This window comes from Mesorhizobium waimense (assembly GCF_003601975.1).
In the GTDB taxonomy this organism is placed as follows: Bacteria; Pseudomonadota; Alphaproteobacteria; order Rhizobiales; family Rhizobiaceae; genus Mesorhizobium; species Mesorhizobium waimense.
In genome coordinates this window covers 184,002-199,828 of record NZ_QZWZ01000001.1, presented here as the reverse complement: position 1 = coordinate 199,828, position 15,827 = coordinate 184,002, and the positions used below count along the sequence as shown (strand labels likewise).

The window sequence follows — 15,827 nt, the reverse complement described above, 5'->3', positions numbered from 1 at the left end:
CGGGATTATTCCGCCGCGGCGCGCGCGCCGGACTTCGCCGCCGCATGCAGGCGCACGGCGTCGCCGAAGGCGCGGAATATCTTGGCCGAGTTACCGTCCGACTTGACCCAATATTCAGGGTGCCATTGCACGCCGACTGCGAAGGCGCGCGCGTCTCGCACGGAGACCGCCTCGACCGTGCCGTCGTCGGCGACTGCCTCGATCTGCAGCTTCGGACCGATCTGGTCGACCGCCTGGCGGTGCACGGAGTTGACTGTGATCTCGCCCGCGCCGAACACGCCTGCCAGGCAACTGCCGGGCTTGATCGACACTTTCTGGTGGATGGCGAAGCGTTCGTCCTGATTGTCGCTCACCGGCGCGCGGTGGTCGAGCGTGCCTTCGCGTTCCTGGATCTCGGTGGCTAAAGTGCCGCCCAGCGCCACGTTCATTTCCTGGATGCCGCGGCAGATGGCGAGCAGCGGCACGCCGCGCTCTACCGCCCGACGGATCAGCGGCAGCGTCGTGGCGTCGCGCGCCGGATCGTAAGGACCGTTCTTTTCGCTGGCATCGCCGCCATAGAGCGAGGGATGCACGTTCGATTTCGAACCGGTGACCATGACGCCGTCGACCGACGACAAGAGTTCATCGAAATCGAGCCGATCGCCGAAGGAAGGTACCAGCACCGGGAAGACGCCGGCGCCCGAAATCGCCGCCTCCAGATATTGCTGCGGGGCGGCATGCCAGGTGTAGTTGTCGAATTGGCGGACGTCGGTCGAGATGGCGACGAGCGGCTGCTGCATTTTGGGTCCGGTATCCATTGGGAGCTAAGGAATTATTCTGCCTACAAAATAGGCGATCCGAAGGCACTTTTCCATGACAAGTTTCATCGCGCCTTATGGGCCACGGAATCGGGTCGGGATTTAGCATTAGACTATAGTTGCAGGCCGTGCGCCGGCGCTGCGAATTCCGCGAATGCGCCGTCGTCAAATCCGGCTGCCGCGCTGGACTCGACCTTTTGCCTGTGTATTGTTTCGCCCCAGGCCGAGCCGGGAAATCGAGGATGTTCCCGAAAATTGGTCTGCTGATCCAAAAGGGAGGAACTGCATGGATCGTCGTTCATTCATTCGCAAGGCAGGCGTAACCGGTGTAGGGGCCGCGGCGGCGGCCGCAACGCTTGCCGCGCCCGCTATCGCCCAGTCCAATCCGAAAGTGACGTGGCGGCTGGCTTCGTCCTTCCCGAAGTCGCTCGATACGATCTATGGCGGCGCCGAGGTCTTCTCCAAGATGCTGTCGGAAGCGACCGACGGCAACTTCCAGGTCCAGGTTTTTGCAGCCGGCGAGCTCGTCCCCGGTCTGCAGGCGGCCGACGCCACCACCGCCGGTACCGTCGAGGCCTGCCACACGGTGGCATATTATTACTGGGGTAAGGATCCGACCTGGGCGCTGGGCGCGGCGGTGCCGTTCTCGCTCAACGCGCGCGGTATCAATGCCTGGCACTATCATGGCGGCGGCATCGACCTGTTCAACGAGTTCCTCGCCACGCAGGGGCTGTTCGGCCTGCCGGGCGGAAACACTGGTGTGCAGATGGGCGGCTGGTTCCGCAAGGAGATCAACACGGTCGCCGACCTTTCCGGCCTGAAGATGCGCATCGGCGGCTTTGCTGGCAAGGTGGTCGCCAAGCTTGGCGTCGTGCCACAGCAGATAGCCGGCGGCGACATCTATCCGGCGCTGGAAAAGGGCACCATCGACGCCGCCGAATGGGTCGGCCCCTATGACGACGAGAAGCTCGGCTTCTACAAGGTCGCGCCCTATTACTACTACCCCGGCTGGTGGGAAGGCGGACCGACGGTCCACCTGATGTTCAACAAGGCGAAATATGAAGAGCTTTCGCCCGCCTACAAGTCGCTGGTGCACACCGCCGCCCAGGCGGCCGACGCCAACATGCTGCAGAAATACGACCATCTCAATCCTGCGGCGGTGAAGCGGCTGGTGGCCGGCGGCGCCAAGCTGAAGCCCTTCAGCCAGGAGATCATGGCCGCCTGCTTCGAAAAGGCGAACGAGGTCTATGCCGAAATGGAAGCCTCGAACGCGCCGTTCAAGAAGATCTGGGATTCGATCAAGGCGTTCCGCAAGGAGCACTATCTCTGGGCTCAGGTGGCCGAATACAATTACGACACCTTCATGATGGTCCAGCAGCGCAACGGCAAGCTGTAGACACTTCGACTTTCCTGCTCAAAAAGACCCCGGGCTCCTTCGCCCGGGGTTCTTCTTTTAGCCAACGCAATGTTGGCCTCGACTGGTATCCTCCTGGCCGGGCACTTCAACTGCTGCGTGGCATCACCAGCACCTTGACCTCGCCCGGAGCCGGCGGGTTGGCGATCACCGACGGTGCCTCTTCGAGCGTCACCTGCCTGGAGATCAGCCTATCGATCTCGATCGCACCCGAGGCGATGAGTTGGGCAGCGCGGCCATGGGTGTAAGGATTGAGGAAGGAGCCCAAAACCTTCAACTCCCGAAACAACAGGTCGAAGGGCTCGAACGCCACCTTCATGCCTTGCGGCACCACGCCGACGATGATGACCGTGCCGCCGGCCCTGGCCAGCCGCATCGATTGCTCGACGGTGTCGCGGACGCCGGCGCATTCGAACACCACGTCGACGCCGCCGGGAACCAGCCCCGCCGATCCGGCGACGGCATCGATGACGTCGACCGCAGCTGGATCGACCGTTGCCGTCGCGCCGATATCCTCGGCAAGGGAGCGCCGCGAGGCCTGTCGCGTCGACAGGATGATGGTCGTTGCCCCCGCGAGCTTCGCCAACTGCACGGTGAGCAGGCCGATCACGCCGCCGCCGAGCACGGCCACCGAAGCGCCCGGCTTGATCGCGGCGAGATCGACGCCGTGCAGGCAGCAGGCAAGCGGTTCGCAGAAGGCGCCATGCGTCGGCCTGAGATCAGCCGGCAGAAGAAACGCCTGCTTTTGCGGCAGCACGACATAGTCGGCAAAGCCACCGTCACGGTGGATGCCGATGGCATTCAGATTGCTGCAGAGATTGACCCGGCCGGCGTGACAATGCTTGCAGCGGCCACAGGCGATGTTGGGATCGCCGGTGACCCGGTCGCCGACGGAGAAGCCGGAGACAGCAGCCCCGACCGCTTCGACTATGCCGGAAAATTCATGCCCGGGCGTCACCGGCGGTTTGCAAGGGAACTCGCCGTGGAACAGATGCCGGTCGGTGCCACAGACGCCGCAGGCCTCGATACGCACCAGCAAGTCGTCCGGCCCGGCGGACGGCTTGCCGACCTCACGCAGCGCGATATGGCCCACTGCCTCCAGGCGGACCGCTTTCATTTCTGTCGAGCCTCCAGCATCAGTTGAAATTCGGCGGCTGCGAGAGGTCAGTTGCCGGCGGCGACGGCTTGGCGGGCGGAGCATCGCCGAAGTTCGGTGGTTGCGACAGGTCGTTGGCAGGTGCCGCCGGTGCAGCGCCGCCATTGGCCGGTGCGCCGCCATCCGCCGGCGGCGCGCCCAGCGGTGACAGACCAGGCATGTCCGGCAGCTGAATGTCGATCGTGCCGGGATCGACCGCCGCGCCCTTGTAGTGCATCACCATTTGCGGGAAGGCGATGGTCAGCCCGATCATGATCACCTGGATGCAGACGAAGGGTACCGCGCCCCAGTAGATCTGGCCGGTGGTCACCGGCGCGATCTGCTTACCGGTGAGGCGGTCGAGATAGGGCACGCGCGCGGCGACCGAGCGCAGGTAGAACAGCGCGAAGCCGAAGGGCGGGTGCATGAAGGAGGTCTGCATGTTTACGCCGAGCAGCACGCCGAACCAGATCAGGTCGATGCCGAGCTTGTCGGCGGCCGGCGCCAAAAGTGGCACGATGATGAAGGCGAGTTCGAAGAAATCGAGGAAGAAGGCGAGCAGGAAGACCAGAATGTTGACGCCGATGAGGAAGCCGACCTCGCCGCCCGGCAGCGACGTCAGCAGATGCTCGACCCAGATGTGACCGTTGACGCCGTAGAAGGTCAGCGAGAACACGCGCGCGCCGATCAGGATGAACAGCACGAAGGACGACAGCCTGGTCGTCGAGGCCAGCGCCTGCTTGATCACGTCAAGCGACAGCCGCCCCTTCATCGCCGCCATCAATAGCGCGCCGACGGCGCCCATGGCGCCGCCTTCGGTCGGCGTGGCGATGCCGAGGAAGATGGTGCCCAGCACCAGGAAGATCAGCGCCAACGGCGGGATCAGCACGATAATCACCTGCTGCGCCAGCCTGGACATCATGTTGAAGTTCAGCCGCTGGTCGGCGATCGCCACGATGTAGATCAGGACCACGCCGATCGTGGCGCCGAGGATGTCGGCATTGTCGCCATGCGCCGGCGCTAGATAGCGATAGGCCGCATAGGAAACCGCTATTGTCACCAGCAGCGCCGCGATCAGCGACAGCACGCCATGGCCGAGCGTGCGGGCCTCCAGCGGCAGCGCCGGCATGGAACTCGGCCGGACGATCGACATGATCAGGATGTAGGCCATGTAGATGCCGGTCAACACCAGGCCGGGGATCAGCGCGCCGGCATACATGTCGCCGACGGAGCGGCCGAGCTGGTCGGCCAGCACGATCAGCACCAGCGAGGGCGGGATGATCTGGGCCAGCGTGCCGGAAGCAGCGATGACGCCGGATGCCAGGCGCCGGTCATAGCCGTAGCGCAGCATGATCGGCAGCGAGATCAGGCCCATGGCGATGACGGACGCCGCCACCACGCCCGTCGTGGCTGCCAGCAGCGCGCCGACGAAGATCACCGCATAGGCCAGGCCGCCACGGATCGGCCCGAACAGCTGGCCGATGGTGTCGAGCAGGTCCTCGGCCATGCCGGAGCGTTCGAGCACGATGCCCATGAAGGTGAAGAAGGGGATGGCCAGCAGCGTGTCGTTGGACATCACCCGGCTGCCGTAGAAATTGTCGGGCAGCGCGTGCAGCAGCGGCCAGGCCAGGTTGATCGACCCGCCCGAATAGGGCGACAGCACGACACCGATGAAGAAGAACATGAGGCCGTTGGCGGCGAGCGAGAAAGCAACTGGATAGCCGATCAAAAGGAAGATGATCAGCGAGGCGAACATGATCGGCGCCATGTTCTGGGCGATGAACTCGATCATGGGCGCACCTCCTGGGCGAGCGCCTTGGCTTCTTCGGCGAGTGCCTTGGCCTCGAGCTCCGCCTGTTCATGCGCCGATATGAAGGGATTGGGATCGTCCATGTCGCCGCGCATGATGGCGATCTTCTTGATGATCTCGGAGATGCCCTGCAGCGCCAGCAGGAAGAAGCCGACCAGCAGGATGGCTTTTGCCGGCCAGATGATCAGCCCGCCGGAATTGTTCGACATTTCGCCGCTGCGGAACGACAGCGACACATAGGGGACGAAATAGATCACCATCAGCGTCACGAACGGCATCAGGAAGAAGAGGTGGCCGAGCAGGTCGATCCAGTGCTGCACACGACGCGAGAACATGCCGTAGACGATGTCGATGCGGATATGGTCGTTCTGCTTCAGCGTGTAGGCGGCGGCCAGCATGAAGGCGGCGCCGAACAGGTACCATTGCAGTTCCAGCCAGGCGTTGGACGAAATGTCGAACGCCTTACGGATGACGGCATTGCCGGCGCTCACCAGGATTGCCAGCAGGATCAGCCACGACACCCATTTGCCGATGAACTCGTTCACACGGTCAATCGTTCTGGATAGAGCGAGAAGCCCTGCCATGCATTCCTCCCTGATGTCGGAGGCGCGCCGGTTCCCCTTATTTTCCGTCGCGCCACTGTGGCCCAACGGTATGCCGTGCGTGGCTCGGCGGGTCAACACGGCAGAGGCAGGCTAAACGCTGTTGTGGGGTGGTGAACGGTGCAAAACCGCCAACTCACCACGCGGCATCCAACCAAAGTCGCAGACGCGGTTCAGGCGATCTTCTGCTGGTCGCGGCCGGCGCCGATCAGCACCAGCATGGCGACGAGGAAGAGGTACATCCAGGCATCGCGCCATTCGAGTGGAAAATAGCCGGCCCAGAGCGATTCGGCCATGCCGAAGGCGGCCGCGCCAAGTGCGGCCTTGAGCGGCGAGAGATAGCCGCCGACCGCCGTCACGAACAGGATCTTCAGCCCGTAGACCAGGCCGGTGCCGAAGCTGATATTGCCGTAGTAAATGCCGGCAAGAATGCCGGCCAGCGCAGCGCACAGGCCACCGAACAGCACCGCCAGCCGAAACACCGCGCGCACGTTGACGCCGCACATCGCCGCCGCCCGCGGATCGTCCGACACCGCCCGCCAGGAGCGGCCGAAGCTTGAGCGGGCGAATGCCCAGGCGGCGAGCGCCAGCACACCTATCACGGCAGCGCAGTCGAGCAACTGGATCAGCGTCAGCGTCGCCTTGAAGCCGGCACTCTCAGCAAAGATCACCGGCCGGGCCAGCATCGGCGGCAGCCAAAGATCATGGGTGTCGGCGGCGATGCGGCTGGCCTCCGACAGCACCAGCAAGATGCCTAGGGTCGTCACTACGATCGCGTTCGGCGAGCGGTCGGCAAGGGGTTCGAAGACGCTGCGCGACAAGACATGGCTGATCAGCGCCGCATAGAGCAGCGCCGCAACAATGCCGAGCGCGACCGCGGCGTAGAGGGTCAGCCACAGCGCCTGGTAGCCGAAGGCAGCCGTGAGGATCATCGCGTGCCCGCAAAAGGCGAACATGGCGCCATAGGCAAGGTTGGTCCGGTGCAGCAGGCCGTTGGTCAGCACATAGCCGAAGGCGAGCAAGGCATAGAGCGCGCCCGAATGCAGCCCGTTCAGAACCTGCTGGAAGAAGTAGAGCATAAGAAACCCTTCGGGTCGTGAGGATGAGGTTTGCATTCGAAATCTAACTTGTCAAATGCGATTTATCGGTTAGATTTCGGATATGACAGTCTCCTGGACCCCGCATCGTTTCACTGGCGGCATCCTCGCGCTCGACGCGGCGAACACGGTCGTTTTGCGGTTCGATCCGGAAAAGACCTTCGACCGTTTTGACAATCCGGCCGAGATCGCGCGCTTTGCCGACGCGGCGAGCGGATTTCGCGCGACGGAGCTTGGCGGGCGGCGGCTGGAGGCGCAGTCTCCGGCGGAGATTGCCGCGATCGTGCTGTCGATCCGCGAGACGACCGACCGCCTGTTTCGCCACGCAGTGTCGAAAGGCGCTCTCGCCACCGGCGATCTGCCGGGTTTCCTGCAAGCCTGTGCCAAGGGTCTGGCCGGCAGCCGGACCGAAATCGGCGCGCCGGGGCAGCCGTTCGGAGACCCGGCGACGCCGATCGCCTTCGAGGCAGCACTTGCCGTCTCGGCGCTGTCGCTGTTGCGCGACGATACGGTCGCCAGGCTAAGGATCTGTCCCAACTGCAGCTGGCTGTTCGTCGACCGCAGCCGCAACTCCAGCCGCCTCTGGTGCGACATGGCGGTCTGCGGCAACCGCCAGAAGGCAAACCGCTACTATCGCCGCCGTACGGCGGCCAGGGAGGTCACCAATGTCTAGGACATATTCGCGTTCGATGGTTCTCGGCGCCGCCCTGCTGGCGGCGGCGGCACTTGGCGCCTGCCGCGACTCCGGCAAGGAGCAGCTGTTCGCCATTTCCGGCAAGCTCTTTGAGTTCAACTATCGGCTGGGCATCGCCACCTATGTCATCACGCTCAAGCCGCTGCGGCCGATGGGCGAAGGACAGGTTGCCGTGGTCAGTTTCCAGAACCCGGCCGGTGGCGATCCAATCATCGTCAACCAGAAGATCTGGCCGAAGCTGCCGCATATAACGCTGACCAGCCCGCCGCTGACCTGCGTGGTCAAGGACAAGCCCTATGCGGTGTCGATCCGCATCGAAGATTCCAGCGGCACGCTTCTGCAGAGCTTCGAGACGACGCTGACCTCGTCGCTGGATCAGTCGATCCTGCCCGATCGTCCCCTGGTGGTCGGCCCGGTCTACGAGCTCAACAAGGATATGGCCGGCCATGTCGACGGCAAGCTGCCGGGCGAGCCGAAGCCGGATTGCTCGAAGGCCTGACACGCCTGCAGCGGAGCCGCCGCCGGAACTTTCCTTGCGGACCGCTGCGGCGCAATTTTCATACGCCTATGGATGCGCGCCGGATCGTTCGTTGCGCACTGCCTGGCACCTTCGATTTTGTTTGACCTCCCCTGCAAAGGGGGGAAAGACTGCGGCATCCGACTCCTACGTTGGCTGCGCGCTCCAGCGCGGCCTCCGCAGAGGAAATGCCTTATGACGCTGCACGACGTCGCGCTCGACGACAAGTTCGATCTTGGAAAGGAGCGCATCTTCCTCTCCGGCGCGCAGGCCGTCATCCGCATGCTGTTGATGCAGCGCGAGCGCGACCGCCGCGCCGGCCTCAACACAGCCGGCTTCGTCTCCGGCTATCGCGGCTCGCCGCTCGGCGGCCTGGACATGCAGTTGTGGAAGGCCAAGAAGCAGCTCGCCCAATCCGACATCGTCTTCCAGCCCGGTCTCAACGAGGAGCTTGCCGCCACCGCCTGCTGGGGCACGCAGCAGGCGGAATTGCTGGGTGAAGGCACGCATGACGGTGTCTTTTCGGTCTGGTACGGCAAGGGGCCGGGCGTCGACCGTTCCGGCGACGTGTTCCGCCACGCCAATCTCGCAGGCTCCTCGAAGCATGGCGGCGTGCTTGCCCTGATGGGCGACGACCACATGGCCGAATCCTCGACCAACGCGCATGCCACCGAATTCCTGTTCGTCGACACCATGGTGCCGATCCTCAATCCGGCCGGCGTCCAGGAAATCATCGATTATGGGCTCTACGGCTTTGCCATGTCGCGCTTCGCCGGCACCTGGGCGGCGATCAAATGCGTCAAGGACAACATCGAATCGACGGCCTCGGTCGATGCCTCGCTCGAACGGCTGAACATCGTCGTGCCGGAGTTCGAGATGCCGCCCGGCGGCCTCAACATCCGCCATGAGATCGACATGCTCGGCCAGGAAGAGCGGCTGCATGAATACAAGCGCGCCGCCGCATCCGCCTTCATCCACGCCAACGGGCTGAACCGGATTGTCTATTCAGGCGGCCGCAAGCCGAAGCTTGGCGTCATTACCATCGGCAAGAGCTATCTCGACGTCCGCCAGGCTCTAGAGGATATCGGCATCGACGAGGCGGCAGCCAACCGCATCGGCATCAGGCTGTTCAAGGTCGGCTGCCCATGGCCGATCGACCTCCAGCATATCGCCGAGTTTGCCCGCGGCCTCGATACTATCGTCGTCGTCGAGGAGAAGCGCTCGCTGATCGAGGTGCAGCTGCGCGAAAACCTCTACGGCACCGCGACGCAGCCGGTCATCGTCGGCAAGAAGGACGAACGCGGCGACTGGCTGTTCCCGGCCAAGGGTGCGCTCGATCCCAACGAGATCGCGATCGCGCTCGGCGAGCGCATCTTGCGCACCATCGGGCCGTCGGAAGAGATCGCCAAGCGGGTGGCGAAATTGCGCCAGTTCCAGGCGATGCTCGCCGACACGTCGGACATCGCCTCGCGCACGCCGTTCTTCTGTTCCGGCTGCCCGCACAATTCCTCGACCAAGGTGCCCGACGGCTCGCTGGCCGCCGCCGGCATCGGCTGCCACTTCATGGCGCTGTGGATGGACCGCAACACCGTCGGCTTCACCGCCATGGGTGGCGAGGGCGCGCAATGGGTCGGCCAGGCGCCGTTCTCGAAGCGCAACCATATCTTCCAGAACCTCGGCGACGGCACCTACAACCACTCCGGCGCGCTGGCGATCCGCTTCGCGCTGTCGACAGGCGCCAACATCACCTACAAGATCCTCTACAACGACGCCGTCGCCATGACCGGCGGCCAGCCGCATGAGGGCGGCCTGACCGTCGACATGATCGCCAGGCAGGTGCGCGCCGAGGGCGTCGAGCGCATCGCGGTCGTTACCGATGAGCCGGGCAAATATGCCGGCAAAGCCGAGTTCCCGGCCGGCGTCACCATCCATCACCGCGACGACCTCGACCTCGTCCAGCGCGAATTGCGCGCGGTCAAGGGCATCTCCGTGCTGCTCTACGACCAGACCTGCGCCGCCGAAAAGCGCCGCCGCCGCAAGCGCGGCACCTTCCCCGATCCCGACAAGCGCGTCTTCATCAACGAACTGGTCTGCGAGGGCTGCGGCGATTGCGGCGTGCAGTCGAACTGCGTCTCGATCCAGCCGGTCGAGACCGAATTCGGCCGCAAGCGCAGGATCGACCAGTCGAGCTGCAACAAGGATTTCTCCTGCGTCAACGGCTTCTGTCCGTCCTTCGTCACCGTGCACGGCGCCAAAATCCGGAAGGCCGAGGGCACCGCCGGCAAGTCCGATCCGCTGGACGGCGTGCCGGCGCCGGCCGAATTCCCGCTCGGCGAGCAAGGCTGGGCGGCGATCATCGACGGTGTCGGCGGCACCGGCGTCGTCACCATCGGCGCGGTGCTCGGCATGGCGGCCCATCTCGAGGACAAGGGCTGCGGCATGATCGACATGGCCGGGCTGGCCCAGAAGGGCGGCTCGGTGTTCACCCATGTGCGCATCGCGCGCACGCCCGACGATATCCACGCCATCCGGGTTTCGGCCGGCAAGGCCGATCTCGTGCTGGGCTGCGATCTCGTCGTGTCCGGCGCCCAGAAAGTGCTGGCGGCGGTGCGCGAGGGACACACCATCTTCCTCGCCAACACCGCCGAGATCATGCCAGGCGAATTCGCACGCTCGGCCGACTTCTCGCTGCCCGTCGAACGGCTGAAAAAGGCCATTCGCTCCGCCGCCGGTGACGACAGGGCGCACTTCTTCGATGCCACCAGCACCGCAACCGCTTTGTTCGGCAATTCGCTCGGCGCCAACATGTTCATGCTCGGCTTTGCCTTCCAGCATGGCGGGCTGCCGCTGTCGGCCGAGGCAGTCGAGAAGGCGATCGAACTCAACGGCCAAGCGGTGGCGATGAACATTGCCGCCTTCCGCTGGGGCCGCCGCGCCGCCCACCAGCCGGATTTGGTGCGCGGTCTCATCGCCCAGCCGGGCAAGGCGTCCAGCGCGGTCGCCGAGACGCTGGACGACATCATTGCCCGCCGCGTCGCCTTCCTGAGCGCCTATCAGAACGCCGCCTATGGCAGGCGCTTTGCCGACAAGATCGCTCCGCTGCGCGCTGCCGAAGCCAGGGCAGTGCCGGGTTCGACCGCGGTGACCGAGGCCGCCGCAAAAAACCTGTTCAAGCTGATGGCGATCAAGGACGAGTATGAGGTGGCGCGGCTCTACACCGACGGCTCCTTCGCCGCCGAACTGTCAAAACAGTTCCAGAGCTACGAAAAACTCGAATTCCACCTGGCGCCGCCGATCATGGGCCGGCGCGGCAATGACGGAAAGCCGCGCAAATCGAGCTTCGGCCCGTGGATGATGAAGGGGTTCCGCCTGCTGGCGGCGATGAAAGGCCTGCGCGGCACCGCTTTCGACCCGTTCGGCTACAGCGCGGAAAGGCGCATGGAGCGGCAGCTTCTTGCCCAATACGAGGCCGATCTGGAGCTTGTCGCCGCGGCGCTGGCGCCGGGCCGGATCGAGGCCGCCGCCGCGCTGGCCTCGGTGCCGGCGCTCATTCGCGGTTACGGCCATGTCAGGCAGGCGAGCGCCGAAAAGGCCGCCGGAGAACGCTCGCGGCTGCTCGAGCGCCTGGCAAAAGTGCCGGCAAGGCCCGAACTTCAAGCCGCCGAGTAGGCCGATACGCCTTGTTTACCTGAAGACCAGTTTCCCGGGCTTGCCCCCGGGAAAATACTTGACGGCAGGGCCTGAAACGGCGTCTCTAAACCTTTCTTAAGGCGAATGTGAAATGACTGCGGTTCGTGCGACACCGCGGGCCATGCAAGAACACAAAACCGGAGAGATAGGTGAGGACGTCTATGCTGGGTTCGTGCGATCGTTGTTCAACGATCCCGGAATCCTGCTGATCGGCGCTTTTTGCCACGGACTCATCGGTGTTCTTGTCTATCTGACCTCAAAGCATCCGGCCTACCTCGCCCTGGCGGCAATCATGCTCGGCGCCGGCCTTTACCGCTATTACGGCATCCGCAAAGGCCAGCGCGAAGGCAATTTCGACAGCTATGAAGCGGCCAAGACCTGGGAACGCTACTACCTGGTCGGCGGCACCATCCAGGCTTTCTTCATGGGGCTTTTCTGCCTCACGACCATCTACCTCATCCCGGACATGTTCGGAGAAAGTGCCGCGATCGCCGTCATAATGGGCTCGACGGTGACGATCGTCGGCCGCAATTACGGCTCCAAGACCATGGTTGCGGTGCAGGCCTTCACGGTCGTGCTGCCGATCGCGATCGGGCTGATGCTCAAGGGCGACGTGCCCACCTTCATCCTCGGCCTCTATATCGTGCCGTTCATCTTCATCATCACCCGAATGGCCGCACACGTCCGCACCGTGCTTTTCGATGCCATTTCGGAGCGCAAGACCGCGGCCAGGCTGGCAGAGCGCTTCAACCGGGCGCTGAACACCATGTCGCATGGCCTGGTGATGCTTGGTCCCGACGGCAAGGTGGTGGTCGGCAACGCCGAAGCCGCGCATCTGATGTCGCTGAAATCGCCTGACCAATTGCTCGGCCGATCGATCCACTCGCTGCTCCTGCGCGGCGTTGCCGGCGGCATGCTGTCGCCAAAGGACTGCCGCTATGTCGAGGCGCAGCTGACGCGGGCGCTGCGCGAGGGCCGCGACCGCAAGGTGCTGGTTTCCTTCTCCACCGGCCAGCACTACGAGTTTTCGGCACGCGAAGGCAGCCAGGACCTGGGCGTCATCACCTTCGAGGATGTCACGGCGCGCGTCGAAGCCGAGGAAAAAATCCGCTTTATGGCGCGCTATGACAGCCTCACCGGCCTGCCGAACCGCGCCTATTTCCACGAACTGGTCGGCGAATCGATGGCCTCCGGCGACCGCGACCGTCTCTGCGGCCTTGCGGTACTCGACCTCGACGATTTCAAAAGCGTCAACGACACGCTGGGCCACCCGGTCGGCGACGGCCTGATTTACGCCGTCGCGGAGCGGCTGGCGGCCGTTGCCGGGCAAGGCATCACCGTCAGCCGCTTCGGCGGCGACGAGTTCATGGTCTTCTTCGACCGCATCGAGGATGAAAGCCACCTGACCAGCCTGCTCGACCAGATTTTCGGCGACCTGCAGGGCGAAGTCGACGTCGCCGGACATGGGCTGCGCATCCAGGCCAGCGCCGGCGCGGTGCTGTCCAAAGTCGAGGACACCGATGTCGACGCCATGATCGTCAAGGCGGACCTGGCGCTCTACAAGGCCAAGGAGCTCGGCAAGAACAACTGGCGGCTGTTCGAGGCCGCGATGGACGCCGCCTTCCGCAACCGCCAGCTGATGAAGGCGGACCTGCGCAGCGCGATCGAGAGCAAGGGCCTGCGCGTCGTCTATCAGCCGATCGTCTCGATGAGCACGATGCGCATTGCCAGCTGCGAGGCATTGTGCCGCTGGGACCATCCCGATCTCGGGCCTGTTTCGCCAAGCATCTTTATTCCACTGGCCGAGGAAATGGGCATCATTTCCGAGATCAGCACCTTCGTGCTTCAGGCGGCCTGCGGGGAATGCGCCAAATGGCCCGACCAGACCAGCGTTTCGGTCAACCTTTCCGCCAAGGACTTCCGCAACAGCGACGTCATCCAGAAAGTCCGCGACGCGCTGGCCACGTCCGGGCTCGCGGCCGCCCGCCTGGAGATCGAAGTCACCGAAACCGCGCTGCTCGACGACAAGTCGCTGACCCGGCAGTACATCGAGGAGCTGAAACAGCTTGGCGTGCGTATCGCGCTCGACGATTTCGGCACCGGCTATTCGAGCCTGAGCTATCTCCACAAGCTGCCGCTCGACAAGATCAAGATCGACCGTTCGTTCCTGATGGACGTAACCCAGAACCCGCGCTCGCTCGACCTGTTGAAGGGCGTCGTCGACCTGACCCGGATTCTCGGCCTGACCGTCACCGTCGAAGGCGTGGAGACCTTCGAACAGCTCAAGATCCTGCTGCATTCGGTGAAGCCGGACCTGGTCCAGGGCTTCCTCTTCGGCGCCGCGCTCAGCGCGTCGGGCATCGAGACCATGTCCAACGTGACCTGGCCCTTTGCCGCGGAATTGCGCCCGGTCGCAAAGCGCGCCACCACCTGATCCACAATCACGCTTGAAAAGCCGGCTCAAGAGGAGTTGAATCGTCAATGGCGTTAACCAATTGTTAAGGTTAACCTTCGGTAAACGCAGACGATCGTAGTTTTATCTTCTTGTTCATTATGTCGTCCGATATTGTTCTCCTGCGGTGGTACGAGGGAAGAATATGGACATGCGTGAGTCAGGTCTGCCTGCGGCGACTTCGGCGGCCAGGCCTCAGCCTCCTTCGCTGTTCGCGCGCAACGTGCTCCAACTTCTGGAGCGCGTCGAGTATCGGCGCTGCGAAAGCGGCGAGGATTTCGAAGCGATCTCGCGGCTGCGCTACAAGGCGTTCCATTCGCACGGCCTGCTTGACACCATTGTCGAACAGAAGCTTTCCGATCATCTCGACGAAGTCCCGAACTGCTATTGTTTCGGTGTCTTCATGGAAGGCGAGCTCGTCAGCACGGTCAGGCTTCATCACCTGACCCGCGAGACTCCCGAAGCGCCAATCATGACGGTGTTCGGTGACAGGCTGCTCCTGCGCCTGGCGCGAGGCGAAACCTTCATCGATCCCAGCCGACTGGCGGTCGACCCGCAATTGTCGTCGACCTACCGGGCCCTGCCGTATGTCACGCTGCGGCTTGCGGTCATCGCCAACACGTTCTTCAACGCGACGAGTTGCATTTCGATGATCCGGGAGGAGCACACGGCCTTCTATCATCGCATCTTCAGCTCGGTGCAGGTCGGCGAGCCGCGCATCTATCCGCCTTTCACCATGCCGATCTTCTTCTATGAATCGCTTTGCGAGCAGAACATGGCGCCGACGCTGCAGCGTTTTCCGTTCTTCCACTCGACGGCGCTCGAGCGGCGCATGCTGTTCGCGAAAGCGCCGACCGGCGAGCTTGCGCCGCTGACCATCCTGCCGACGGCCAAATATTTCCCCGAAGCCGCCTGAGCCTTCACGGGTTTTGTGATGGTGCCGGCAAGGAGCTTTCCGGCCGTGCCGGCGTTGTCGTGGCGACAGATACCGTCGCTGCATCGGCTGAGGACGGCGGACATCAACTCGAGAAAGGACACCCAACATGACCATTTCCGCGATCACGCTCACCCCGCTGATCTCGCTGATCGCCGGCGTGCTGATCCTGGTGATGCCGCGGCTTTTGAACTACATCGTCGCGATCTATCTGATCATTGCCGGCCTGCTCGGACTGTTCCCGCACCTGGCGGGCTGATATCCCGGACCCCGTCACTCCGCCACGAAAGCCAGGGGCCCCCGACGGGACGGCTTTCAACTTTCCTTTGAGGCAGTTGTCTCCGGTGATGCGGCAATAGCGCCATTGCTCTCCGCCCGGCTTTTCGCTATGTGCCTCAAAGATGTCTTCGAAGGGGTATTCCTATGGCTGAGCACACGCCGTCCGGTCCTGTCGAACTGGGCGCGAAGATGGACTATGCCGAGCACGACCGCACCTATGCGGGCTTCCTGGCGCTGGCCAAATACGGTTCGCTCTTTTGTCTTGCCATAGTTATCGCGATGGCGTTCGGCTTCTTCGTTGGCGGTTTCTTCTCGGCGACCATCCTCTGCGCCCTGATCCTGGCTGCCGGCGCCTTCATTCTCCGATAGAATTTCCGAAATCCTTCGCCAGGGACGCTGCCGGAGG

The 15,827-nt window shown here is 63.6% G+C and carries 13 protein-coding genes; 8 read left to right on the top strand and 5 right to left on the bottom strand.

Features of this window, described 5'->3' with window-relative positions; genetic code table 11:
• Positions 1-5: 5 nt before the first annotated feature.
• Positions 6-779 carry a gamma-glutamyl-gamma-aminobutyrate hydrolase family protein gene (locus tag D3227_RS01015; RefSeq protein ID WP_120012185.1) on the bottom strand — a complete coding sequence of 258 codons (774 nt, stop codon included), beginning with the start codon at positions 777-779 and terminating at the stop codon, positions 6-8.
• Between the two features lie 304 nt (positions 780-1,083).
• Here D3227_RS01015 and D3227_RS01010 point away from each other — a divergent pair, with 304 nt between their 5' ends.
• Positions 1,084-2,193: a TRAP transporter substrate-binding protein gene (locus tag D3227_RS01010; RefSeq protein ID WP_120011827.1), complete on the top strand. Its 1,110-nt coding sequence runs from the start codon at positions 1,084-1,086 to the stop codon at positions 2,191-2,193.
• A gap of 106 nt (positions 2,194-2,299) precedes the next feature.
• Here D3227_RS01010 and D3227_RS01005 read toward each other — a convergent pair whose 3' ends face one another.
• The 4 genes from D3227_RS01005 to D3227_RS00990 form a co-directional block, all read right to left on the bottom strand.
• Positions 2,300-3,328: a zinc-dependent alcohol dehydrogenase family protein gene (locus D3227_RS01005; RefSeq protein ID WP_120011826.1), complete on the bottom strand. Its 1,029-nt coding sequence runs from the start codon at positions 3,326-3,328 to the stop codon at positions 2,300-2,302.
• A gap of 19 nt (positions 3,329-3,347) precedes the next feature.
• A complete protein-coding gene (locus tag D3227_RS01000) occupies positions 3,348-5,138 on the bottom strand; it encodes a TRAP transporter large permease (protein ID WP_120011825.1) in 1,791 nt (596 codons plus the stop codon).
• Complete coding sequence (locus D3227_RS00995) at positions 5,135-5,740, bottom strand: TRAP transporter small permease subunit (RefSeq protein WP_120011824.1); 606 nt, start codon at positions 5,738-5,740, stop codon at positions 5,135-5,137. Before D3227_RS00995 ends, D3227_RS01000 begins: the two co-directional genes overlap by 4 nt.
• A 191-nt stretch (positions 5,741-5,931) precedes the next feature.
• Positions 5,932-6,837: a branched-chain amino acid ABC transporter permease gene (locus D3227_RS00990; protein ID WP_120011823.1), complete on the bottom strand. Its 906-nt coding sequence runs from the start codon at positions 6,835-6,837 to the stop codon at positions 5,932-5,934.
• An 82-nt stretch (positions 6,838-6,919) separates the two neighbouring features.
• Between D3227_RS00990 and D3227_RS00985 the strand changes: the two genes are divergently transcribed.
• The 7 genes from D3227_RS00985 (at position 6,920) to D3227_RS00955 (ending at position 15,790) form a co-directional block, all read left to right on the top strand.
• A complete protein-coding gene (locus D3227_RS00985; RefSeq protein ID WP_120011822.1) occupies positions 6,920-7,528 on the top strand; it encodes a CGNR zinc finger domain-containing protein in 609 nt (202 codons plus the stop codon).
• Complete coding sequence (locus D3227_RS00980) at positions 7,521-8,048, top strand: hypothetical protein (protein WP_167480557.1); 528 nt, start codon at positions 7,521-7,523, stop codon at positions 8,046-8,048. Before D3227_RS00985 ends, D3227_RS00980 begins: the two co-directional genes overlap by 8 nt.
• Before the next feature lie 213 nt (positions 8,049-8,261).
• Positions 8,262-11,735, top strand: a complete 3,474-nt coding sequence (locus tag D3227_RS00975; protein ID WP_120011820.1) for an indolepyruvate ferredoxin oxidoreductase family protein — start codon at positions 8,262-8,264, stop codon at positions 11,733-11,735.
• A 142-nt stretch (positions 11,736-11,877) separates the two neighbouring features.
• Positions 11,878-14,190 (top strand): putative bifunctional diguanylate cyclase/phosphodiesterase, encoded by a 2,313-nt coding sequence (locus D3227_RS00970; RefSeq protein ID WP_120011819.1) that lies wholly within the window; start codon positions 11,878-11,880, stop codon positions 14,188-14,190.
• Between the two features lie 169 nt (positions 14,191-14,359).
• Positions 14,360-15,124 (top strand): N-acyl amino acid synthase FeeM domain-containing protein, encoded by a 765-nt coding sequence (locus D3227_RS00965; protein WP_245451608.1) that lies wholly within the window; start codon positions 14,360-14,362, stop codon positions 15,122-15,124.
• Positions 15,125-15,251: 127 nt separating this feature from the next.
• A complete protein-coding gene (locus tag D3227_RS00960; RefSeq protein ID WP_120011817.1) occupies positions 15,252-15,401 on the top strand; it encodes a DUF3096 domain-containing protein in 150 nt (49 codons plus the stop codon).
• A gap of 164 nt (positions 15,402-15,565) precedes the next feature.
• A complete protein-coding gene (locus tag D3227_RS00955; protein ID WP_006202402.1) occupies positions 15,566-15,790 on the top strand; it encodes an aa3-type cytochrome c oxidase subunit IV in 225 nt (74 codons plus the stop codon).
• Positions 15,791-15,827 lie beyond the last annotated feature (37 nt).